Below are 23,221 nucleotides of genomic sequence, written 5' to 3'. Positions count from 1 at the left end.
CTCCAAGAAGGACCGGATTTGAAGCGGTTCTAATCGGCGTCGTACTCTCTTTGGCGAAGATGCCTGATCAGCATGCGGCGAAGCCGGGCGGTAATGGTCTGGCTGAGATGCTTGCGGTTGTCGCCCGTGCGGAAATCGACCGTCTCGCCGAACGCCACATCCACGTCAATCGCGCCTTCCTTCAGCACGCCCATCAGGTGCGGCATGAGCTCGATATCCCCCGGCCAGGCCGCAAGCGGGCGGTGGAAACGACCCATCGCCATGCCGTGCACCCGCGTATAGGCGATCGATACAGGCTGGACATACACGACGCCGTGGGGCGTGTGCGGCACGGCGGCAGCGGCTGCCCCGAACAGCGAGGACTTTACCTCGAGCAGGCGGTTGCCATCCGACGTCGTGCCTTCCGGGAAGAGCACGACGATCTCGCCCGCCGTCATGCGTGCGGCAATCTCGTTGATCTGGTCGCCGGTTCGGCGTTTTTCCTCGCGGACGACGAAAATCGTCTTCTGCAATTTCGCGAGCGTGCCGAAGATCGGCCATTTGGCGACTTCCGACTTGGCGATGAAGACGACATCCGCGATAGCACCAAGCACGAGGATATCCTTCCACGAGACGTGGTTGGAGGCGAGCATCAGGGGGCGCCGATGCTGCAGGTGACCGTGGACGTGGATGCGGATGCCGAGCAGGAAGCAGGCGGTGCGGTGCCAGAGGCGCGGAATATAACGGCGCATCTTCAGATCGAAGGCGAGGCCGATCAGCTGAAACGGCAACAGCACAGCCGTGACCACCAGCAGACAGACGACGATGAACCCGATGCGGATTGAGGTGATCACTGTCGATCCTTGGCTGTCGTCACGCCGTTCGTGTTCAGGCTATTCGTCTTTGTCGAGCGGGATGCCGTAGAGTTCCAGCCTGTGTCCGACCAGCCGGAAGCCGAGTTCGCGGGCAATGCGCTCCTGCAGCGCTTCGATCTCCGCAGATTGGAATTCGATCACCGTGCCGGCATTGAGATCGATCATGTGATCGTGATGTTCTTCCGGCACCGTCTCGTAGCGAGAGCGACCGTCACGGAAATCGTGGCGCTCGATAATGCCCTCGTCCTCGAACAGTTTCACGGTGCGATAGACGGTCGAGATCGAGATCCGTGGATCGACCTTGGAGGAGCGACGATACAGTTCCTCGACATCCGGATGGTCGTCGGAGTCCTGCAGGATACGCGCGATCACCCGGCGCTGATCCGTCATGCGCATGCCCTTCTCGGCACACAGTTCCTCCAGATTTTTGGAAAGATCCGTCATGACGTTTTGGCCTTCAAATGCTCTCGTTTCATCACGAACTAACGAAGAACGCGGCTCATGACAAGCGCCGAGGACCGTCGTCCATCGGCACCTGTATAATAGGCCGGGCGTTCGCCGACCTTTTTGAAACCCAGCCTGCCATAGAGCGTCACAGCGGCCTTGTTTTCGGCCTCGACCTCGAGAAACATTGTTTCGGCGCCGCGCGATGTCGCTTCGCGCAAGCCGGCCTGCATCAGCCTCCATCCGAGCCCAAGACGGCCAAACTTTTCGGGGACGGCGATCGTGAGAATTTCCGCCTCGCCGGCTGCTTCGCGCACCAGCACGAAGCCCCCGAAGGGTTTGGAAAAGAACGCGTTGGTCTGGCGTGCGACGAAACCGAACACGCCTTTCTGAAGAAGAAGATTCTGAAATTCGCCATCGTTCCAGCCGCGCGGAAAGCGCGCACCATGAAGCTCGGAGACTTCGACGCAGTCGGAGATCTCCATCGGGACGACTTCGAAAAACGGCTTCCAGCTGAGATAATCGTCAAACATCGGGCATTCGGTCGCGTGAAAGAATTGAACGACGCGGAGTTACGAGATCTGCCGCGCCAACGCAAAGCCTGTCTGCGGTTTTGCATCCGGTCCACGAAGATAAAGCGGTTTCGGCTTTTGCGAACCTTTCGGCTTTGACGCCGCAAGTCTTGCAATGACGGCGATATCGAAATGGTCAGGCAGGACCGGCGCCTTGTGCGGGCGCCATGACCCGGTCACGTCGGCCGACAGCTCGGCAATGAGTGCTGCGGCATCGTCCGGAGACAGTGCCGTGGGTTCGCTGAGCGGGGAGCCTTCGGCTGAAAAGGCCTGGGCATAGACCTCGTCCCGCTTGGCATCCATGGCCGCAACGACGGGGCGTCCCGGATGCTTTGCAAGATGTGCGGCGGCCAGCGTTTCGAGCGTGGTGACGCCGACGCATTCCACATTGAGTGCCAGTGCCAGACCGCGGGCGGCAGCGACTCCAACCCGGATACCGGTGAATGAGCCCGGGCCGATGCCGACGGCGATGCGCTGGACGGATTTGAGGGGCAGGCCGGCGTCATCAAGCGCCTGGTCGACGATCGCCATCAGGCGCTCTGCATGACCCTTGCCGATCGTCTCAGTGACGGACGAGAGAAGTCTGCCGGACGCGCCATCATAGAGCGCGGCGGAACAATCAACCCCGGCAGTATCGATGGCCAGAACGAGCATGAGCGGAACTGTTTTTCGAAATCAGATGGCTTCGACGGCCTGCACTTCAGGCACGAAGTGCTTTAGCAGGTTTTGAACGCCATGTTTCAGGGTTGCCGTGGAGGACGGGCAGCCGGCGCAGGCGCCCTTCATGTTAAGATAGACCGTGCCATCGCGGAAACCCTTGAAGGTGATGTCGCCACCATCCTGGGCAACGGCCGGACGGACGCGGGTTTCCAGCAGTTCCTTGATAGTCGCGACGAGGGTCTCGTCGTCGGCCTCGTAGAACTCGCCGTCTTCATCGGTATCTTCGGCAAGCGACGAGGCGCCGCCCATGACCGGCTGTCCGGACATGAAATGCTCCATGATCGAGCCGAGGATGGCCGGCTTCAGATGCTGCCATTCGGCGCTATCCTTGGAGACGGTGATGAAGTCGTAGCCGAAATAGACGCCGGTGACGCCGTCGATGCCGAACAGTCTGGCGGCCAGCGGAGACGCATCGGCCTCGCTCGCATTGCGGAAATCGGCCGTGCCCTTTTCCATGACGATCTTGCCGGGCAGGAACTTCAGGGTTGCCGGATTGGGTGTGGCTTCCGTCTGAATGAACATGATTTGTCTCCTTGACCCGTGCGCGCCAGCGGGCGCCGCAAACTTAGAACTCTTCCAAAGAAGATAGTCGCGATCAGCTTTTGGTTCAAGTGCGCCTTTCTGCCAATCCGGTCAAGAGAGGTCAGGCGAGCGCGTCGATTTCCTCGTCGGTCAGCGTGTCAGGCAGAACGGTGACGGGAATGGGGAATGCAGCACCCCTGCCCGCGACGGCCGAGACCAGCGGGCCCGGCCCTTCCTTGGTCGAACCGGCCGCCAGAACCAGAACGGCGATATCGCGATCCTCTTCCACCAGCATGTTGATCTGCTCGGGCGCGCTTCCCTCGCGGATGACGATTTCCGGATCGATCCCGATCGTTTCGCGCACCCTCTGGGCGGCTTTCGCCATGATCGATTCCGCTTCTTCCATGGCTTCGGCGCGCATGATCTGCTCGACGCCGATCCATTGCTGGAAATCCCCATCGGGGATGACGAAAAGCAGCACCAGGCCGCCATTGGAATTCTTCGCGCGGCGGCCGGCATAGTGCACGGCAAGCTCGCATTCGGGGGTGCCATCGATGACCGCTATGAACTTGCGCCGATGTCCCTCAAGCCTGGAAAGCCGTTTCGAAACCATGCCGCCCCCTCAATTCCCGTCGGACGTTGTCGTTGTGGCGAAATTATACGAACCCGCGAAAATGAAAACCCGCCACGCGACCGTGGCGGGTGCAAGATTTTCGCCGATGTTCCCGCTTAGCGCAGGAAGCCGACGATATCGAACACTTCACCCATGACCTTTTCGGCGCGGGCACGGGCACGCTCGCCCCCATCACGCAGGATGGCATCGATATGGGTCGTGTCGTCCAGCAGCCGGCGCATTTCGAGCGAGATCGGTGCCAGAACATGAACGGCGAGGTCGGCAAGCGCCGGTTTGAACACCGAGAACTGCTGGCCGCCGAATTCGGCAAGCACATCCGCCTTGGTCCGGTCGGCGAGTGCCGCGTAGATGCCCACGAGATTGGCTGCTTCCGGGCGACCTTCGAGGCCTTCGAGTTCGCTCGGCAGTCCCTCAGGATCGGTCTTCGCCTTGCGAATCTTCTTCAGGATCTCATCGGCATCGTCCATCAGGTTGATGCGCGACAGATCTGACGGATCGGATTTCGACATCTTCTTGGTGCCGTCGCGCAAGCTCATGACGCGCGGAGCCGGACCATCGATCAGCGGCTCGACGAGCGGGAAATAGCCGTGGATCGGCTCTTCGCCGACAACCATGTCGACGCCCGTGCCGGTTGCGCGGATCTTGTCCTGGAAATCGATATTGAACTTCTGGGCGATATCGCGGGCAAGTTCCAGATGCTGCTTCTGGTCATCGCCGACAGGTACATGGGTGGCGCGATAGACGAGAATGTCGGCGGCCATCAGGCTCGGATAGGCGAGCAGTCCGAGCGAGGCGTTCTCGCGGTCCTTGCCGGCCTTGTCCTTGAACTGGGTCATCCGGTTCATCCAGCCGATGCGGGCGACGCAGTTGAAGATCCAGGCAAGTTCGGCATGCTGCGGCACGGCGGACTGGTTGAAGACGATATGCTTCTTCGGGTCGATGCCGGACGCGATAAAGGCCGCTGCGATCGAGCGGATCTGGCCGCGCAGATCGTCATGCACGAGCTGGGCCGTGATCGCGTGCAGATCGACGACGCAGTAGATGCAGTCGTTGTTTTCCTGCAGGGCGACGAACTTGCGGATAGCGCCGAGATAGTTGCCGAGATGGAGATTGCCGGTGGGCTGGACACCGGAAAAGACGAGCGGCTTGAAGCTGTTCATTCTAGATCCTCGATAGGCTGATGGAAGGCCTCAGGCCGTTGGACTTGCGCAACCTGACAAGTGTGCGTGCTTGCCGCTGCTGCGCCCCGCGGGCCATGTAGCTGATGGCCGGGCTTATGCACGCCCCGCCACGAGGGATCAAGAGGCTGCATCATCCGCGTGCTGAATGAGATCCCAAAGGTTGCCGTAGCAATCTTCAAACACTGCGACCGTGCCATAGGGTTCATGGCGCGGTTCTTCGATGAAGCGGACGCCTTTTGCCGACAACCGGGCGTGATCCCCGGCAAAATCGTCGGTTTTCAAGAAAAAACTTACCCGACCCGCCGTCTGGTTGCCGATCGCGTCCGTTTGGACGTCGCTGTCGGCGCGTGCCAGCAGGAGCGCGGCCCCATCTCCGCCCGGCGGGCGCACTACCACCCAGCGCTTGGTCGCCTCCAAAGGGGTATCGGCGACAAGCTCAAAGCCCATGATTCCACAGTAAAAATCGAGCGCCCGATCGTAGTCGTCAACGACCAGCGTGACCAGAAATAGGGAACGGATCGACATCGAAACACACCTTGTTTTGTCGTGGCGGGTACAGGTCTTCGACGCTTACTGCCCGCCATGTCAAGGAACTCGAAGCAACCATAAGGTTAACGCAGTTTAACCCCTGAGGCAGACAAATCCCACTTTGGGGCAAATTCCTCCATACTGAGGTCACTTTTCGGAAAGAAATACTCCCCCACCAAGTCGACCCCAGTCGGTCGTGAGTATTTTCCGAGGTTTACCCGTATGCGCATCTTTTACCGCGTCGCGCTGTCCTGCTTCATGACGCTCTGCCTAACGCTGTCCGCGACCGCACAAGCCGCCGAAAAAGGCGAGAAACGCCGCAGCAGTTCTTTCAAACACGACTACTCTGCTTACTATACTGTCCAGCGCGTCAGCGTTCGGACCAACTGCTTTCCCGAGAAGCTGGGTGCCATCCTTGCCCATATCGCCAAGGAAACCGGCAAGAAGCCGATGGTGACCTCCGGCCACCGCCCGCGCTCTGGGACATCACAGCACAGCCACTGCTACGCCGCCGACATTCGCGTTCCCGGCGTTGCCGAAAAGAGGGTGCTTGCGGCAGCAGCGAGCGCCCCTGGAATCGGCGGCATCGGCCGTTACTGCAACGGCATCGTGCATGTGGATGTCGGCCCGCGACGCGCCTGGGCGCATTGCGGCAAAGGTGGAAAAGGTGGCAAGGGCAGCCTTGCTAGCCTGAAGCGCCGCGGAAAGTCCTGAGATCAGGACTCCGGCGGTGGTGGTACAGCAGACTTTGGCTTCCGCTTGATGTTTCGCCTGATCATGCCGAGATCGGCACCGCCGATCGCAAACGCGCAGGCGAAATAGACGACCATTGCAATCCCCAGAAGGCAGGCCAGAGCCAGAACCTGGGTCAGAAGATGCGAGCCGGGCTGCAGCCACGGGCTGGCATAGGGCAGCGCATAGAAGAGCGCCGCCGCCATCACCCCTGTCGCGACAAGCAGCAAGGCGGTACGCCGGGCAAGCGCCCATTCCCAGACGAGATCACCCCGCCAGACCAGCGTCGAGAATAGCAAGACCGTGTTGATCCATCCGGCCGCGGCCTCTGCCGTCGCGATGCCGCGTTCGGCAATCATCGGAAACAGCGTGATGGCGAGGCCGGAGTTGATGACGACCGACACCATCGTGAAGCGCATCGGCGTTTTGGTATCCTCGCGGGCATAAAAGCCCGGCTGCAGCGCCTTGATCAGAACGAAACCCGGAAGACCGATGCCATAGATGGCAAGGATCGAGCCGACGACGGCGGTGTTTTCCGCTGAAAACGCACCGCGCTCGTAAAGCACGCGGATGATCGCATCCGACAGCATCCACAGACCCGCTGCCGCAGGAAGCGTCAGGAACAGCACGAATTCGATCGATCGGTTCTGGATATTGCCCGCTTCCTTGACGTGGCCGCCCTTCAGCGCCCGCGACAATTCGGGCAGCAGCACCACGCCGACGGCAACGCCGACGACACCGAGCGGCAGCTGATAGATGCGGTCGGCATATTGCAGGGCAGCGATTGCGCCTTCCTTGCCCGACGCAATCGCCTGGCCGATGATCTGGTTGATCTGGGTAATGCCGCCGGTGATCGCGGCAGGGACGGCCAGCCAGAGCAGGCGCTTGACGTTGGGCGTCATCTTCGGCCGGCGAAAGCCGATATTGATGCCCGCATGGCGCACGCCCAGATAGACGACGCCAAGCTGCAACACGCCCGCAACCAGCACGCTCCACGACAGATACCAGGCGATTTCGCGCGGATCGGCGCCGACCCAGAGGCCGTAGAAAAGCGCTGCGATCATCACGACGTTCAAGAACACCGGCGCGATGGCGGCGGCAAAGAAATGATGCAGCGAGTTGAGCATGCCGCTCATCATCGCCGTCAGCGACATGCACATGAGATAAGGGAACATGACGACAGCCATGCGCACCGTCAGCGCGGTCTTTTCCGCGTCATCGGCAAAGCCCGGGGCAATGACCCACCGCACCAGCCAGGGCATGGCCAGCTGCATTGCGATGGTGATGATCAGCAGCGCAGAAAACAGGACGCCGAAGACCTCTTCGGAAAACCGCTTGGCACCATCGACGCCGTTCGCCTCGATTTCCTTGGAAAACAGTGGAACGAAAGCGGCGTTGAAGGCGCCTTCGGCAAACAGACGGCGAAACAGGTTGGGAAACCGGAAGGCGGCGTAAAACACGTCTGCCATCGGCCCCGTGCCAAGGGCCGCCGCCATGAAGGTTTCACGGGCGAAACCGAAAATGCGGCTGCCGAGCGTTGCGCCGCCGACGGTTGCGAATTTTCTGGCGAGGCTCATCGGGCTTGGCTCATCGTCTTGCGCTCATGCTTGGGGAAGCTGGGATTGTTCATGTTCTACCTGTGCATTGGCGTGCGTCATCCGTCCGGCGCCCTGCCCCACTGTTTCTGTGGCGCAAAAGAGCGGACCGAACGAAGCACCCGTTCAGCAGGGATAGCACCGGTGTCGTGTTTCAGACACCGACTTTCGACTTCCGCGGCAAGACATTTGCTCCGTCGGCGGCAGCCGGCTGGGGCGCGACGATACCATCCGGCATGGCTTCCTGAAGCTCGTCTTCCTGTTCCGCCATGACCGCCTTCAGCCGGGTGATGATATTGCCCTGGCGGTTCTCATTGGTCACCTTGTGGCCGACGAGATCGGTGACGTAGAACGTATCGATCACCTTTTCACCAAACGTGGTGATCCGCGCCGACTGGATATCCAGCGAGAGATCGGCAAGGGCCGCGGTGATTTCCGCAAGCAGACCGGTCCGGTCGAGGCATTCAACCTCGACGACGGTGAACTTGTTGGAAAGCCCGTTGGAGATGATCGCGGACGGCGGGATATCGAAGGCCTTGTTCTTGTTCTTCTTGGCTTTCGCGCGGATGGCGATGACTTCCGGCAGGCGCTTCTTGCCGGCAAGCACATCCTCGATCATCCGTCCGATCGTGCCGCCACGGCGCATTTCGTCGTCATCGACCGCAAATTCCCGGTTGATGTGGATCGTATCGAGCGCACGGCCATCGGAGGTGGTGAAAATCTGCGCATCGGCGATATTGGCACCGGCAGCCGCGCAGGCGCCTGCGATGATCGATAGAAGACGCGGATGGTCGGGGGCGAGAACGGTGATTTCGGTGATCGCCCGAAAACTGTCGGTGCGCACCATGGTGGCGAGCGGCTTGCCGGCCTTGTCGGTTTCACGGATGAAGCTTGCGTGGCGCACCTGGTCCTCGACGGGCACGGAGAGGAGATACGGCTGGTAATGGAGCTTCACCAGCGCCTCGCGGTCCTGCTGGCTCCAGTCGGACAGGGCGTTGGCGAGATCTTCCTCCGCCACCTTGGCCCGCTCCTTGCCGGATGCTTCGGAGAAGCCGCCGGAGAGACGCAGTTCCGTTTCATAGTAGAGGGTGCGCAGAAGCTGGCCCTTCCAGCCGTTCCACACACCCGGGCCGACGGCGCGGATATCGCAGATGGTCAGCACCAGCAGCAGCTTCAAGCGATCGAGCGACCGGACTTTTTCGGCAAAGTCGGCGATGGTCTTGCGATCATGCAGATCGCGGGTCTGCGCCGTCATCGACATGATCAGGTGTTGTTCCACCAGCCATACCACGAGTTCGGTCTGCTTGGCGTTGAGGCCGAGACGCGGGCAGAGTTTGCGCGCGATCCGGGCGCCGGCGATCGAATGATCCTCCTGGCGGCCCTTGGCGATGTCATGGATCAGAACTGCGACGTAGAGCGCCGCGCGCTCTTCGATCGTCGGCATCAGCTTGTTGGCGAGCGGATGCATGTCCGCCGCGCGGCCGTGATCGATCTCCGACAGCGCATCGACCGAGCGGATCAGATGCTCGTCGACCGTGTAGTGGTGATACATGTTGAACTGCATCATCGCCACGACCTTGCCGAATTCGGGAATGAAGCGGCCAAGCACGCCGGCCTCGTTCATCCGCCGCAGCATAAGTCCGGGATCGCGCCTGGAGGTGAGGATGGAGAGGAAAAGACGGTTCGCCTCGTCGTCTTCGCGCAGGGCGCTGTCGATGAGGGAAAGCGATCGGGTGATGCTTTTCAGCGCGTCGGGATGAAGCTCCAGCCCGGTCAGATCCGCCACGTGGAAGAAGCGGATCAGGCTGACCGGATCGCGCTTGAAGACGCCGGGATCGGCCAGCGTAATGCGACCGCGGTCCTCCACGAATTCGACGGAGCCGGCAATCTTGTGCAGCCGCTTGGTAAAGCGCGAGATGACGCGCTGGGTGAGGCCGGGTGCGGCCTTCGCCTGCTGGTCCTCTAAGGCCGCGCAGAGAATGCGGGTGAGGTCGCCGACGTTCTTCGCGACCAAGAAATAATGCTTCATGAAGCGTTCGACGGAGGAGAGACCAGGCCGTGCGTTGTAACCAAGGCTTGCCGCGATGTCGCGCTGGATATCGAACGACAGACGTTCCTCCGCCTTGCCGGTCAGAAAATGCATCTGGCAGCGCACCGCCCAGAGAAAGTCATCGGCCTTTTCGAAGGACCTTGCTTCCTCGCGCGAGAGCACGCCGAGCTTGACGAGTTCAGTCGTTTCGCGAACGCGGTAGTAGTATTTGGCAATCCAGAACAGCGTGTGCAGATCGCGCAGGCCACCCTTGCCCTCCTTGACGTTGGGCTCGACCAGATAGCGTGTGTCGCCAGCCTTCTTGTGGCGCTGGTCGCGCTCGGCAAGTTTGGCGGCGACGAATTCCGGACCGGTGCCGGCGACGACTTCCAGATCGAAGCGCGACATCAGCTGATTGACCAGCGCGCCGCTGCCGCAGATCGGGCGGCATTCGAGAATGGCGGTGCGGATCGTCATGTCGGTTTTCGACAGGCGAATGCATTCCTCCACCGTGCGGGTGGCATGGCCGACCTTGAAGCCCATGTCCCACAGGAGATAGAGCAGGAATTCCACCGCCTTGCGCATGGCATCGGAATTCTTTTCGGGCAGCAGGAAAAGAAGATCGATATCGGACCCCGGCGCCAGCGTGCCGCGGCCATAACCGCCGGTGGCGGCAACGGCGATCTCGCGGCCTTCCGGATAGAGGCTCTCGGTGATGGTTTCATTGAGGACGCAGATCAGCTGGTCCTGGATCCAGGATATGCGGCGGGCGCAGCGAAGACCGCTGCCATCCTGGCTCAGCAGTTCGCGTGCCTTTTCGCGACCGTCGACACTGGCCTGCCGCAGGATCGGCAGGAGAGCTGCCCGCGATTCCAGCAGCGGCCGATCCTTGGTTCCGAGCGCCTCGCGGCATTTCGTCTGCAGGCCGGCGACGTCCATCAGTTCGGAAAAATCGATATCGTGACGATGATCTTGTCTTGTTGCTTGCTTGGCCATGTCTTCCTGCCGGTGCCCGCCCTCTCCATTCCCGATGGAGACGACGACGGATTTCGGGCACCTCCCCTAAAGCGTTCCCAGGTCCCTGCGGCCCTGCCCCATACGCTTTAGCTCATTTTTGTTGCGCAGCCGTTACCGCAGAGCGCTCCGCATCTGAGCAGCGTTCTTACCACGGTTACGGCTTGACTGCGCCAAGTTGTTTGTTCGCGACCGGAACGTCAAGCCCGATATTGCCCGGGTCTGCGATAGACTTCGATCCGCTGCGCCACTGACGCGGGCTCATGCCGGTGACGCGGCGAAACTCGCGGTTGAAGTTCGACTTGGTCGAAAATCCGACATCGAACATGATGATCGTCGCCGGCCGGCTGGTTTCGCGCAGAAGCACGCATGCTTCCGCGATCCGGCGTCGGTTGACGAACTGCGAGATATTGAGGCCGGTTGCGCGGTTGATGGCAACCGACAGATCCCGCGCAGGGACGCCGGCCTTGCGGGCCAGTTTCGCAAGACTGAGGTTTTCGTCGCGGTAGAGACCGTCCCGATCCAAAGCCTCTGTCGCGCGCTGGACGAGACGCTCATCCTGTGGATTGGCTTCCGGTGCCTTCCCGTTCGGCAGCGGGCTTTCTGCAGCTTCCGGTGCAAAATAGTAGATGCCGGTTACCACGAGAACGACGATGTTGATCGCCGTCAGGACAAGCGGAATGTCGTCCCTCCCGTTGAACGTCGTGTAGACCGAGAGGGCAGCATCGCTGACTGCGAAAAACAGCATCAGCGCGGCCGTCATTCTGGCGGCCCGTAGGGCGGGACGCATTCGCTGAAGGCTGGCTTCGACCATGAGATCGGAACCTTCCGAACGGATCAGCCGCCAGAGGGCGACGCCGTAAAAGAGAAAGATCACCAGCAGGAGCGGATCGACCAGGATCGGTACAAAAAGGACGGAAGCGCCGACGCAAAGCGGTGCGGCGAGGTGGCGCCAGGGCGCAGATCGGCCGCCGCCGGAAAGCGACTGGAAGGCGAGAAACGCAAGCGGCGGCATGACGGAGGCCGTGACCGGCTGAACCGGTGCGAGCGCCGTTATGCCGTAGCCGAAATGAAGGCCGACGACCAAGCCCTGGGCCGCATAGAGAACGACAAATGCAATGAAGTAGCGACGGCTTCCCGGCACGTCGACGCCTTTGAGGCTGTGATAGAGCGCAAGGGCAAAGACGATACCGACCAGAAACGGCAAAGGGAGAGAGAGCACTGCAGTGACCCCGGCGGTAAATGGCCTGAAACATGTTTGAGGTCCGACCATATCACGATCGAGGTCGAAAGGCAGGCAGATACAGGCGCAAGGGTGGTGCCGTTCACAACCCCGATGGAGATTTCCATGGCCCTGCCCCTACCCCGCCTTCGCCTTGCAACCCTTGCCCTGATCGGTTTCGGGTATTCCGCAACCGCCTTGCCGGCCTTCGCCTTCGAGGCGGGAACCCAGTGGATCCAGATCAATCCGTCGCATCGAACCCAACCCGAGAGGGTGCTGATCACCTACCCGGCGAAGGCCGACGGCGAGCCGTATACGCTGGGCGCCGATGCTCTGTGGGTCGGCGTGCCTGCTCGCCGCAATGCCACGCCTGTGCAGGAAAAGTTTCCGCTGGTCATTCTGAGCCATGGCTCGGGCGGCAATGCAGCGGGGCTGGGCTGGCTTTCGACAGAACTCGCGCGCAACGGCTTCATCGTTGCGGCACCCAATCATATCCACTCGACCTCAGGCGATTCCATTCCGGTGGAAAGCTTCAAGATCTGGGAGCGGGCACAGGATGTTTCGGCCCTGATCGATACACTGACGACGAGCGCCACCTGGAGCGCGCTTGTCGACAAGGATCGGATCGGCGGCATCGGTTTTTCGCTTGGGGGCACCACGATGATGCTGACCGCCGGTGCCCGCGCGTCGCTTCAGACCTTTGTCACCCATTGCGCGGAGGCAGGCGGCAAGGATGCGGGCTGCAACTGGTTTCAGAAGGGCGGGGTGGATTTTTCCCAAGTCGATCGGGAGGCATTCGAAGGTGGTTATGGCGACAAGCGCGTTTCAGCGGTGATTGCGGTCGATCCGGGTTTTGCCATGGCTTACCAGAACGAAAGTCTTGCCGGCATCGATAGACCAATGCTTTTCATCAACCTCGGCGAAGGCGACGGCATCATGTCCGGCACCAACGCCCAGTCGCTGGCGGTCGATATTCCGGAGGCCAACTACGCGCTAGTTCCCGGCGCAAACCATTTCTCGTTCCTCAGCATCTGCAACGCGAATGGAGCAGAATTGCTGAAGCAGTATGAGGATGATCCGGTTTGCGATGAGGTGAGCGACATCCCACGCGAAAAGCTGCATCAGCAGATCTTCTTCAATATTGCCGTCTTTCTTCGCAGAACGCTGCTGGAACGCTGAGCGCTCAGCCAGCCGCAGGGAGGAGGCCTTTAGACAGGGCCTCCTTCACCGCGAGTTCCGCCATGGCGAGCGTTGCTTCGCGGGTTCTGGCGGCGGCGATAAAGCGGCCGTTGTGGCAGAACGTGGCGCCTTCGACACCGGATGCGGCTTCCAGATCTGCATTGGTGAGCCCGGCCCATGCGGCGGGGAGATCGGCGCGCAGTTCGAAACCGTCATCGGCACGGCGGATGCCGGTGACGCACCAGTCCTTGTCGCGCGGGTGGACGACGAAGAGAAGCTGATCGGCGCCAGCCTTCAGGATGGCGGGGCGGAACGGCATGCCCATCGGCAATTCGAGAATGCGCCCCTCGCCGGCCTTGGCAATGGCGTCCAGAACCAGCGTCTCTGCCCGCAGCTTTGCGGCGCGCTGGGAAATACCGGCTTCGACAAAGGCGCGGGCAATGACAAGCGCTGCATGGAAGGCGCGATCATCGGCGCCTTCGTCCTTTTCGTCAAAGGCGGGCTTCAACGTTTCAAGAAGCGACGGCAGTGTCAGGCCGGCCATCGGACCTGCGGCCGAGGGGCTGAGCGCGCCATTGTCCATCAGGTCGATCGGCAGCACGAACTTGGTGTCGAAGGCTGCGTGCACCGCCTCGACATGGGCTTCCGGTACGCCGAAGGCGAGCAGGTAATCGCGGCCGTAGTGCTTCCAGATCAGGCCGAAGGAACTGAACGGCGCGCCGTCATCTCGCAAGGGCGCACCGCGCTGGTGATGATCGAAAATCTGCGCCTGCGCGTCGAAGGAGCCGCCGACGTCGTAGATGATGCGGTCGCCACCCGGCGTGATCCATTCGGGAGCCCGGCTGCGGACGATGCGTGCATCGGGGAACAGCCGCGTCAGGATGACACTGGACAGGAGTTCGTCGGCATGGAAGCCACCGGAATGGGTGACGAGATAATCTGGAGTCATGCCGCGATCAGCCTTTTCTTTCAATGGAAAGAATCAGATAGCCGGAGCGGAGGGCCTTCTCAAGCGCTGAGGTGTGGTTTCAGGAGAATGCGTCAGGAAATTGCAGTAATTTCGAGTTCATGACCGTTTACGGTCACGACATCGCCGACCGACTTGCCCAGAAGCGCACTTGCAACGGGAGAAACGTAGGAGATCGAACCTTCCTTCGGATCGGCCTCATCCTCGCCAACGATGCGATAAGCCTGCTCGCGGCCGTCGTCACGGCTGAAGCGCACCGTGTTGCCGAAGGCGACGACTTCAGTCGAAACCGGTGCAGGCACTAGCTGAGCGCTGTGCAGCCTCTCGGCGAAGTAGCGGAGGTCGCGCGCGGGACCTGCGGCCTGGCGGCGGCGCTCGTTGACGTCCTCAACCGTGTTGGCCGCGTCAAAAGCCTCCTTTGCGGTACGAAGCTGCGCCTCTAGCGCCTTCAGGCCGGCCTCGGTGACGAGGTTGGGATGCGACGAGACGGGCCTGTCCGGCAGCTGGGTTTCCGCTGCGGTTTCGGCACTTTCTTCCTTCACGAAGGCGACGCTCACGTGCGTGTTCCTTTCAACTGAGATGCGGCCTTACTTGGCCGCAAGTTGCTTCTTCAACGCATATAGGGCGTCGAGCGCATCGCGCGGGCTCATTTCGTCCGGATTGATGGCTTTCAGCGTTTCCTCGACCTTTGACGGACCGCGCTTCATCTCATCTTTTCTCACCGCCACCTGGAACAGCGGCAGATCGTCGATGAGCTGGCTTGCGGGGTTTTTGCGATCGCTGTCCTCAAGCTTGGTCAGCACATCTCGGGCACGGGCGACAACGCTGTCGGGCAGGCCGGCAAGCCGTGCGACCTGGATGCCGTAGGAGCGATCGGCCGCCCCGGGTCCGACTTCATGCAGAAAAATGACCTCGCCGTCCCATTCCTTGACCTTCATCGTGGCATTGGAAAGGCGGTTGAGCTTTTCCGAGAGCACGGTGAGTTCGTGGAAATGGGTGGCAAACAGCCCGCGGCAGCGGTTGCTTTCGTGCAGGTGCTCGACTGCGGCCCAGGCGATCGACAGGCCGTCGAAGGTTGCCGTGCCGCGGCCGATCTCATCGAGGATGACCAGCGAACGGTCGGTCGCCTGGTTGAGGATCGCTGCCGTCTCGACCATTTCGACCATGAAGGTGGAACGGCCGCGGGCGAGATCGTCGGAGGCCCCGACGCGGGAAAACAGGCGGTCGACGATACCGATATGGGCGGACGCGGCGGGAACGAAGGAGCCCATCTGGGCGAGGATGGCAATCAGCGCGTTCTGCCGCAGAAACGTCGATTTACCACCCATGTTGGGGCCGGTCAGAAGCCACAGGGCGCCGAACTCCTCGGTGCCACCAGGTGAAAGATCGCATTCGTTGGCGATGAACGGTCCTGACGACTGACGGCGCAGGGCCTGCTCGACCACCGGATGGCGGCCGCCTTCGATCGCGAACATGCGCGACGCATCGACCGCCGGGCGGCGGTAGTCCCACTCCTCGGCAAGCATCGCAAGGCCGGCTGCAACGTCCACGATGGCAAGCGCGCGGGCGCCGGCCTTGATCGCTTCGGCTTCGGCGGTCACGGCCTCGACCATGAGACGGAAGGCTTCGAGCTCGATCGTTAGCGCCCGGTCGGCGGCGTTGGCGATGCGGCTCTCGAGATCCGCAAGTTCGGTCGTGGTAAAGCGCATCGCGTTCGCCATGGTCTGGCGATGGATGAAGCGCGCCTTGGCTTCCGGCGTATCGGTCATCGGGCCGGCATTGCCGGCGGTCACCTCGATGAAATAGCCGAGCACGTTGTTGTGCTTGATCTTCAGCGACTTGATGCCGGTCTCTTCGGCATATTGCAGCTGCAGCCCGGCAATGACCTTGCGCGACTGATCGCGCAGCGCACGGACCTCGTCCAGTTCGGCGCGTGCACCATCCGCGAGGAAGCCGCCATCGCGCTTGAGGAGCGGAAGGTCTTGCGCAAGCGTGGTGCCAAGCAGGGTTTCGAGTTCTCCTGGCAGCATCTTCAGATCATCGAGCGCTTCCGACAGTTCCTGCGGCAGCATGGCACCACTGAGGAAGCTTGCAACGCCGCGCGCCGCTTCAAGACCTGCAAGGATCGCGCCGAGATCACGTGGGCCGCCGCGATCGAGCGCCAAACGCGACAAAGCGCGCGGCATATCCGGCACATTTTTCAGCGAGGACCGCAGATCCGAACACAGCCCCGGCTCGTCCCCGAGGAAGGAGACGGAATCGAGCCTTCGGTTGATGCGGTCTGGATCCGTCAGCGGCGACATCAGCCGTTCGGCCAGAAGCCTTGCACCGCCGCCGGTAACGGTTCGGTCGATCGCTTTCAGGAGCGTGCCTTCGCGCTCGCCCGAGAGGGTTTTGGTCAGTTCCAGATTGCCGCGGGTGGCGGGGTCGATGAACAGCGTCGAGGCACCGCTTTCACGCTCCGGCCGGCCGAGCGGCGGGCGCTCGGCCATCTGGGTCTTTTCCACATAGGCGATGGCAGCTGCGGCCGCTGCCATTTCGGCGCGCGAAAACGTGCCGAAGCCATCCAGCGTGCCGACGCCGAAATAGCGCGCGATGCGGCCTTCCGACGTGGCGCTGTCGAACAGGACCGAAGGCTGCGGCACAGCGACGCGGCCAAGCACGTCGAAGACCGGCTTCAGTTCCGCATCGTGGAACATCGTATCCGGCATGATCAGTTCGCGCGGCTCGATCCGCAGGATATCGGCGAGCAGGCGCGAGGGCTCGGTTTCCGCCAGCCGGAAGACGCCGGTGGAGATATCGATCCAGGCAAGCGCCATCAGCGGTTCGGCAGCGCCCTTGATGCGGGCAAGCGTCATCAGGTAGTTGGATTCCGAGGCGACGAGCAGTTTCTCTTCGGTGATCGTGCCGGGCGTAACCAAACGCACGACATCGCGTTTGACCACCGATTTGGAGCCGCGTTTCTTCGCTTCCGCCGGGTCTTCCACCTGTTCGCAGACGGCGACGCGAAAGCCGAGCATGATCAGCCGCTGCAGATAGTCATCCGCTGCATGAACAGGCACGCCGCACATCGGAATGTCCTGCCCCATATGCTGGCCTCGCCTGGTCAGCGTAATGCCGAGCGCGCGCGAGGCATCGATCGCATCCTCGAAAAACAGCTCGTAAAAATCGCCCATCCGATAGAACAGCAGCGATCCGGGATTGTTGGCCTTGATCTCGATGAACTGTTCCATCATCGGCGTTGCCGACGCGCGGCTTTCCTCCGAAGCCAGCTGGTCGGTCGTCAGGGCATCGAGCGTAGGTCTTTGAAAATGGGTCACGGCACCAATGTTTGTTGCGCAGATTTATTGTTGCGTCTGGAAAGAGGCGACACTATCGGTGATGACCCTTGAATTACAACATCCCCCGCGACCTCGAGGGGCGCTGCCCACAAAAAGCTGGAGAGGCCAATGCCCGCAAACGACAAGACGCCGGAAAAGAACACGCGTAACAGAGCGTCGGTGACCGAGCAGGAAGCGCTTGATTTCCACTCGCAGGGCCGTCCCGGCAAGCTCGAGATCACCCCGACAAAGCCGATGGCGACGCAGCGCGACCTCTCGCTGGCCTATTCGCCTGGCGTCGCCGTGCCGGTTCTGGCGATCGCCGCCGACCCTTCCAAGGCCTATGACTATACGACGCGCGGCAACATGGTGGCCGTGATTTCCAACGGCACGGCAATCCTCGGTCTCGGCAATCTCGGTGCGCTGGCATCGAAGCCCGTCATGGAAGGCAAGTCTGTCCTGTTCAAGCGGTTTGCCGATGTGGACAGTATCGATCTCGAGGTCGATACGGAAAATGTCGACGAGTTCATCAACTGCGTGCGCTATCTCGGCCCGTCCTTCGGCGGCATCAACCTTGAGGATATCAAGGCGCCGGAATGCTTTATCATCGAGAGCCGTCTGCGCGAGCTGATGGACATCCCCGTCTTCCATGACGACCAGCACGGCACGGCGATCATTGCCGCCGCCGGTCTCATCAACGCGCTGGAACTGACCGGCCGCGACCTCAAGACCACGAAGCTGGTGTGCAATGGCGCGGGTGCTGCCGCGATCGCCTGTATCGAACTGATCAAGGCGATGGGCTTCAACCCTGCCAACATCATCCTCTGCGACACCAAGGGCGTGATCTACCAGGGCCGTACCGAGGGTATGAACCAGTGGAAGAGCGCGCATGCCGTCAAGTCCGACAGCCGCACGCTGGAAGAGGCGATGAAGGGTGCCGACGTGGTGTTCGGTCTTTCCCAGAAGGGTGCGTTTACCGAAGCGATGATCCGCTCGATGGCGGACAAGCCGATCATCTTCGCGATGGCCAATCCCGATCCGGAAATCACGCCGGAAGAAGTGGCGCGCATCCGCGACGACGCGATCATGGCAACCGGCCGCTCGGACTATCCGAACCAGGTCAACAACGTGCTGGGCTTCCCCTACATCTTCCGCGGGGCGCTCGATGTGCGAGCCCGCCAAATCAACGATGCGATGAAGATTGCCGCAGCACAGGCTCTGGCCGATCTTGCCCGCGAGGACGTGCCTGATGACGTGGCTGCCGCCTACCAGGGCAACCGGCCGCGTTTCGGGCCGCAATACATCATTCCCGTGCCGTTCGATCCGCGTCTGATCTCGGCCATTCCCGTCGCTGTCGCCAGAGCCGCAATGGAAAGCGGAGCAGCGCGTCGCGACATCACCGACCTTGACGCCTATGGTCGCGAGCTTTCCGCCCGCCGCGACCCGATCGCTGCAACGACGCAAGGGATCTACGACCGGGTTCGCCGCTTCCCCAAGCGCGTGGTGTTTGCCGAAGCCGAAGAAGAGCAGGTCATGCGGGCCGCGATCTCGTTCTGCAGCCAGGGTCTCGGCACTGCGATCCTGCTCGGCCGCGACGATGTGATCCGCGAGACGGCCGAAAAGGCCGGTATCGACCTCGAACGTCCCGGCATCGAGATCATCAATGCGCGCATTTCCAATCGCGTCGATACCTATATCGACTTCCTCTACGCCCGCCTGCAGCGCCATGGACTGCTTCTGCGTGACGTGCAGCGGCTGATCCACCACGACCGCAACCATTTTGCCGCGACCATGGTGGCCGTGGGCGATGCGGATGCGATGGTAACCGGCACGACGCGCAATTATGCGACCGCTCTTTCCGACGTGCGCCGCTGCATCGACGACAAGCCCGGACACAGGGTGATCGGCGTGTCGATCGTGGTGGCCCGCGGCCGGACGATCTTCGTCGCGGACACCGCCGTGCACGACATGCCGACTGCCGAGCAGATTGCCGACATCGCCGTGGAAGCCGCGCGCGTCGCCAAGCGCATGGGTTACGAGCCGCGCGTGGCGCTGCTTGCCTATTCCACATTCGGCCAGCCGATCGGCGAGCGCTCCGAGCGGGTCCGCGAGGCGGTGAAGATCCTCGACGGACGCCGGGTGGATTTCGAGTATGACGGCGAGATGGGGGCCGACGTGGCGTTGAATGCGAGCCGCATGGAGCAGTATCCGTTCTGCCGCCTCTCCGGCACGGCCAACGTGCTTGTCATGCCGGCCATCCATTCGGCCTCGATCGCCACCCGCATGCTGCAGGAAATCGGTGCCTCGACGCTGATCGGGCCGCTTCTGGTCGGTTTGGATAAATCGGTGCAGATCACCCAGATGGGCGCCAAGGACTCCGAAATCGTCAACATGGCGGCGATTGCCGCCTATAACGCTGGGTCCTGAGAGACACCGCGCCGACGCATTTGTTGAAAGCTTGAACCGATCGGATTAGGGTGTCTCATCTGGTCCGATCGGAGTTCCCGTTTCATGAAGACCGTCAGCATTCAGGAAGCCGAAGAAAACCTGTCGCAGCTTGTCGATGAAGCCGCGAACGGGGAACCGTTCGTGATCGCCAGGGCGGGCAAGCCGCTGGTGACGGTGGTTGCTGTCGATGAGGCGGCCGCACAGGAGGTGACCGGGCCCAGGAAACGGCGGATCGGCTTTTTGAAAGGTCAGTTCTTTATTCCGGAAGACATGGATAAGGCGCTGGACAAAGAGATCGAGGATCTGTTCTACGGCGCTCGCGATTGAGGCTGTTGCCGGATTCCCATCTTCTGATCTGGCTTGTCGCCGCGTCCGAACGCTTGCCATCCTCGGTGCACGACATGGTGGGTCGCTACTGCGGACCGACCAGGCTCCAAATCTAGAGCGCTCTAGTTCGCGAAGCGACCGGCGTCGGCGCCGAAGTAGTTGATGTAGCGGCCGGAGATCGATGCGATCGGTAGCACGATCAGCACATCCGTGGTGTTGAAAGCCTGATCGACGACGGCTCCCATTCCGATCATGGCGCCGAGGCGAAGGTAGCCCTTGACCAGCGGTGGCATGGCGGAAAGCGCTTGGCGCGGATTGATCGCCTCGGCCGGCATCAGATCCATGTTGCGATTGAGATCAGGCAATGCGTGGACCATCCACTCGTCCTTCACCAGCGCATTGTGATGGAGGAAGGACAGCGCCAGCGCGTGTTCTTCCGGACGCACGCCGGGGAAAGAGGCGCAGCCGAACATGGCATTGACACCATGCTTCAGCGCATAGGCCCAGTTGCCCTGCCAGAGCAGTTCGACGGTGCGTTTGGTGCGGTATTCGGGCAGCACGCAGGAGCGGCCGAGTTCCATGAACTGCTTGTCGGGATGGCGGGCGAGAAGTGGCGCGATATCGAACTCGGACGTCGAATAAAACCCGCCATTCGCCTCAGCGACGCTCTGGCGCAGAAGCCGGTAGGTTCCGACGATCTGGTCTTCGATTTCACCGTCTATCGCGTTGTCGACGACAAGCAGATGGTCGCAGATCGCATCGTAGCTATCGATATCCCGTCGAAGCCGCATCGCCTCGGGCTCAATCGTGGCGCCCATCTCCTCGACGAAGACGCGGTAGCGCACGGCCTGGGCGGCATCGATTTCGCGCAGGTTGCGGGCAAGCCGCGTTTCCAGCGTGCCGATGCGGCCGAACACATCGCTACCAACGCGGCTATTTGCCGGATCAGCAGCCGGGGCCTGCTTTGTCTCAGAGGTCAATGTGCGGTTCAGGAGTTCGATAGCCATGGTGATTCTTCCCGTACCGGTTGGATCACCCGCGTTTAAACATGCATCTGCAACAAGAGCGTGACAGATATCGTCACAATAGGAAGTGGTGCAAGGCCCGTCAACGCGACTGTCAGGACGTGCTGGAAGCCTGCGCAAAAAGACGCAATTCCTCAATCAGAACAGCCGGATCGAGCGGCTTCTGAAGCACTTTGCAGGCGCCCTGATCGATGACTTTGCGCCGCGCCTCGCCGCGGCTTTCGGCTGTCAGCACCATGACGGGGACCGGCTGCAGCGCGGTTCTGGAGGCGGCAGAGATGAGATCCATGATGTTGCCGCCGGGCATATGCATGTCGCAGAGAACGACATCCGGGCGGTTTTCGCCAAGGGCTTCGATGAGACTTCCGAAATCCTCCACGGAACGAACCGTGTGCCCTGCCTTGCGCAGAACCGCGGCGACCAGAAGCCCACTGACGGGATCGTCTTCTCCGAGAAGAATATCGAGGGCCGGGCCGGCTTCCCGCTTGCGATCGACCGAGTTTGAATTTTCAGGAGCCGGCACGTCCATTACCGGGCGGTCGCGGGCGCCAAAACCACGCATGCGGCCACTGAGGACATCGACCAGCGATTTTTCGCGCAGCGGCCGGATCAGCCAGGCATCGAAATATTCCTGGGGTTGCGACGCCCTTTCCTCCGGATTGACCAGTAGAATACGGTGCAGCGGCGCGTGTGACGGTTCCCACGCGTAGTCGGAGGCCAGTCGGTGATCGACGATGAGATCGGTATAGGGCGAGCCTGTCGCTTTGGCCCGATCGATCAATAGCTGCACCTGGGCGGGATCGGACACATGCCTCCCACGGCCGCCGAGTGTTTCGATGCTGGAAACGGTCGCAAAGGCGGCCGGACCATCTGGCGCGAGCAGAAGCACGCGAGAGCCAAACAGCGAGCGGTTGCGAACGGCAGCACCGGCCGGCGCATCCTCGGCCAGACGCATGGGATAGCGGATAGTGAAAACGCTGCCATTGCCCTTGCGGCTGGAGACCGACAGCGAGCCGCCGAATTCGGCGAGGATGCGCGAGGCGATGCCGAGGCCGAGACCTGTGCCGCCGCTGCGCGTTTCCGCCGATCCTGCCTGTTCGAACGCACCGAAGATCCGGGTCTGCTCTTCCTCGGTCATGCCCGGGCCGGTATCAGCAACAGAAATCGCCACGGTCTCGTTCTCGATGAAGGCTCGAACCAGCACGCCGCCTGTGGTCGTGAACTTGACGGCGTTGCCGATGACGTTGAACAGAACCTGGCGAATGCGGGCAGGATCGAAGTCGAGAAGCTCCGGCACGGCGGCGGATACGGTGGCGGCGATCTCGATCCGTTTGCCATGGGCGCGGGGAGCGAGCATTTCCACGACACCTTCGATCAGCTGGCGCAGATCCGCTGCACGGTTGTTAAGACGGAACCGGCCGGCCTCCATCGTGGAATGATCCAGCAGATCTTCGACCAGTTGAGCCAGGGCGTAGCCGGACTGGCGGATACCGCTCAAGTAATTCTGCTGCTCCGCCGTCAGCTTCGTCTGACCCAAGAGGTGGGTCATCCCAAGAATGCCGTTCAGTGGCGTTCGTAGCTCATGGACGACGTTGGCGATCTGCGGAGAGCCCGAGACGTCGGGAGCAGTGGCCTGTGGTCGGCGCCATTTGAGGATTTTTGTGAAGAGTGCGCGAAGAGCGCCTGGATGTCTCTGGACGTTCGCCGCGACCGGCTGCTCCGGCGTGCGGGGCACTCCATTCCATGCGGCGTCGTCAGACCCGTCCTTCGGCGCGAGCGACGTGAAGGCCTGTGAGATACGGTTCTGTATTTCGGCGATGTCGCGCATACGGAAAGATTACCCGAGGTTTCCTTCCGAAGTCTTAGATCAATCCGGTAAAATTATGCCAATCGCTCGATTTCACAATT

Annotated in this window: 20 protein-coding genes; 4 read left to right on the top strand and 16 right to left on the bottom strand. The window is 61.5% G+C overall.

Annotated features, from left to right (window positions below):
* Positions 1-29 precede the first annotated feature (29 nt).
* From G6K99_RS01550 to G6K99_RS01515, 8 genes are all read right to left on the bottom strand, one after another.
* Entirely contained in the window at positions 30-833 is an 804-nt protein-coding gene (locus tag G6K99_RS01550) for a 1-acyl-sn-glycerol-3-phosphate acyltransferase (protein ID WP_062454000.1), read from the bottom strand.
* 39 nt (positions 834-872) lie between these two features.
* On the bottom strand, positions 873-1,298 hold the full coding sequence (locus tag G6K99_RS01545; RefSeq protein ID WP_062454001.1) for a Fur family transcriptional regulator: 426 nt from the start codon (positions 1,296-1,298) through the stop codon (positions 873-875).
* A gap of 38 nt (positions 1,299-1,336) precedes the next feature.
* Complete coding sequence (locus tag G6K99_RS01540; protein ID WP_092663734.1) at positions 1,337-1,831, bottom strand: GNAT family N-acetyltransferase; 495 nt, start codon at positions 1,829-1,831, stop codon at positions 1,337-1,339.
* Between the two features lie 39 nt (positions 1,832-1,870).
* A complete protein-coding gene (tsaB, locus tag G6K99_RS01535; RefSeq protein ID WP_174195520.1) occupies positions 1,871-2,524 on the bottom strand; it encodes a tRNA (adenosine(37)-N6)-threonylcarbamoyltransferase complex dimerization subunit type 1 TsaB in 654 nt (217 codons plus the stop codon).
* Positions 2,525-2,545: 21 nt separating this feature from the next.
* The gene (locus G6K99_RS01530) at positions 2,546-3,112 is read right to left on the bottom strand and encodes a NifU family protein (protein WP_174195519.1); all 567 of its coding nucleotides are present in this window, start codon (positions 3,110-3,112) and stop codon (positions 2,546-2,548) included.
* Between the two features lie 121 nt (positions 3,113-3,233).
* The gene (locus G6K99_RS01525; protein WP_062454005.1) at positions 3,234-3,725 is read right to left on the bottom strand and encodes a universal stress protein; all 492 of its coding nucleotides are present in this window, start codon (positions 3,723-3,725) and stop codon (positions 3,234-3,236) included.
* A 116-nt stretch (positions 3,726-3,841) separates the two neighbouring features.
* Positions 3,842-4,906, bottom strand: a complete 1,065-nt coding sequence (gene trpS, locus G6K99_RS01520) for a tryptophan--tRNA ligase (RefSeq protein WP_092663740.1) — start codon at positions 4,904-4,906, stop codon at positions 3,842-3,844.
* A gap of 138 nt (positions 4,907-5,044) precedes the next feature.
* Positions 5,045-5,452 (bottom strand): VOC family protein, encoded by a 408-nt coding sequence (locus tag G6K99_RS01515; RefSeq protein ID WP_174195518.1) that lies wholly within the window; start codon positions 5,450-5,452, stop codon positions 5,045-5,047.
* Positions 5,453-5,677: 225 nt separating this feature from the next.
* Between G6K99_RS01515 and G6K99_RS01510 the strand changes: the two genes are divergently transcribed.
* The gene (locus tag G6K99_RS01510; protein WP_062454008.1) at positions 5,678-6,169 is read left to right on the top strand and encodes a DUF882 domain-containing protein; all 492 of its coding nucleotides are present in this window, start codon (positions 5,678-5,680) and stop codon (positions 6,167-6,169) included.
* Positions 6,170-6,171: 2 nt separating this feature from the next.
* On the opposite strand, the gene murJ is transcribed toward G6K99_RS01510, so the two are convergent.
* From murJ to G6K99_RS23470, 3 genes are all read right to left on the bottom strand, one after another.
* Entirely contained in the window at positions 6,172-7,764 is a 1,593-nt protein-coding gene (gene murJ / locus G6K99_RS01505) for a murein biosynthesis integral membrane protein MurJ (protein WP_174195517.1), read from the bottom strand.
* A gap of 172 nt (positions 7,765-7,936) precedes the next feature.
* A complete protein-coding gene (locus G6K99_RS01500) occupies positions 7,937-10,807 on the bottom strand; it encodes a [protein-PII] uridylyltransferase (RefSeq protein WP_062454010.1) in 2,871 nt (956 codons plus the stop codon).
* Positions 10,808-10,982: 175 nt separating this feature from the next.
* Positions 10,983-12,047, bottom strand: a complete 1,065-nt coding sequence (locus G6K99_RS23470) for an AraC family transcriptional regulator (protein ID WP_174195516.1) — start codon at positions 12,045-12,047, stop codon at positions 10,983-10,985.
* Positions 12,048-12,173: 126 nt separating this feature from the next.
* Between G6K99_RS23470 and G6K99_RS01490 the strand changes: the two genes are divergently transcribed.
* Complete coding sequence (locus G6K99_RS01490) at positions 12,174-13,226, top strand: dienelactone hydrolase family protein (protein ID WP_174195515.1); 1,053 nt, start codon at positions 12,174-12,176, stop codon at positions 13,224-13,226.
* Between the two features lie 4 nt (positions 13,227-13,230).
* On the opposite strand, the gene G6K99_RS01485 is transcribed toward G6K99_RS01490, so the two are convergent.
* The 3 genes from G6K99_RS01485 to mutS all read right to left on the bottom strand — a co-directional run bounded on the left by G6K99_RS01485 (position 13,231) and on the right by mutS (position 17,429).
* The gene (locus G6K99_RS01485) at positions 13,231-14,175 is read right to left on the bottom strand and encodes an MYG1 family protein (RefSeq protein ID WP_092664109.1); all 945 of its coding nucleotides are present in this window, start codon (positions 14,173-14,175) and stop codon (positions 13,231-13,233) included.
* A gap of 92 nt (positions 14,176-14,267) precedes the next feature.
* Positions 14,268-14,750 carry a transcription elongation factor GreA gene (gene greA / locus G6K99_RS01480; protein ID WP_092663754.1) on the bottom strand — a complete coding sequence of 161 codons (483 nt, stop codon included), beginning with the start codon at positions 14,748-14,750 and terminating at the stop codon, positions 14,268-14,270.
* 30 nt (positions 14,751-14,780) lie between these two features.
* On the bottom strand, positions 14,781-17,429 hold the full coding sequence (gene mutS / locus G6K99_RS01475; protein WP_174196017.1) for a DNA mismatch repair protein MutS: 2,649 nt from the start codon (positions 17,427-17,429) through the stop codon (positions 14,781-14,783).
* 213 nt (positions 17,430-17,642) lie between these two features.
* Between mutS and G6K99_RS01470 the strand changes: the two genes are divergently transcribed.
* Both G6K99_RS01470 and G6K99_RS01465 read left to right on the top strand, forming a co-directional pair.
* Positions 17,643-19,940 carry an NADP-dependent malic enzyme gene (locus tag G6K99_RS01470; RefSeq protein WP_174195514.1) on the top strand — a complete coding sequence of 766 codons (2,298 nt, stop codon included), beginning with the start codon at positions 17,643-17,645 and terminating at the stop codon, positions 19,938-19,940.
* A gap of 84 nt (positions 19,941-20,024) precedes the next feature.
* Positions 20,025-20,288 carry a type II toxin-antitoxin system Phd/YefM family antitoxin gene (locus tag G6K99_RS01465; RefSeq protein WP_174195513.1) on the top strand — a complete coding sequence of 88 codons (264 nt, stop codon included), beginning with the start codon at positions 20,025-20,027 and terminating at the stop codon, positions 20,286-20,288.
* A 122-nt stretch (positions 20,289-20,410) separates the two neighbouring features.
* Here the strand turns inward: G6K99_RS01465 and G6K99_RS01460 are convergent, their stop codons facing one another.
* Both G6K99_RS01460 and G6K99_RS01455 read right to left on the bottom strand, forming a co-directional pair.
* Positions 20,411-21,295: a GNAT family N-acetyltransferase gene (locus G6K99_RS01460; RefSeq protein ID WP_062454017.1), complete on the bottom strand. Its 885-nt coding sequence runs from the start codon at positions 21,293-21,295 to the stop codon at positions 20,411-20,413.
* 112 nt (positions 21,296-21,407) lie between these two features.
* Positions 21,408-23,141, bottom strand: coding sequence for a hybrid sensor histidine kinase/response regulator (locus tag G6K99_RS01455; RefSeq protein ID WP_174195512.1), 1,734 nt, complete (start codon positions 23,139-23,141; stop codon positions 21,408-21,410).
* Positions 23,142-23,221: the final 80 nt, after the last annotated feature.

Source organism: Neorhizobium sp. AL 9.2.2, assembly GCF_013317225.1.
Classification (GTDB): domain Bacteria; phylum Pseudomonadota; class Alphaproteobacteria; order Rhizobiales; family Rhizobiaceae; genus Neorhizobium; species Neorhizobium soli.
This window is presented reverse-complemented; position numbering and strand designations above follow the sequence as displayed.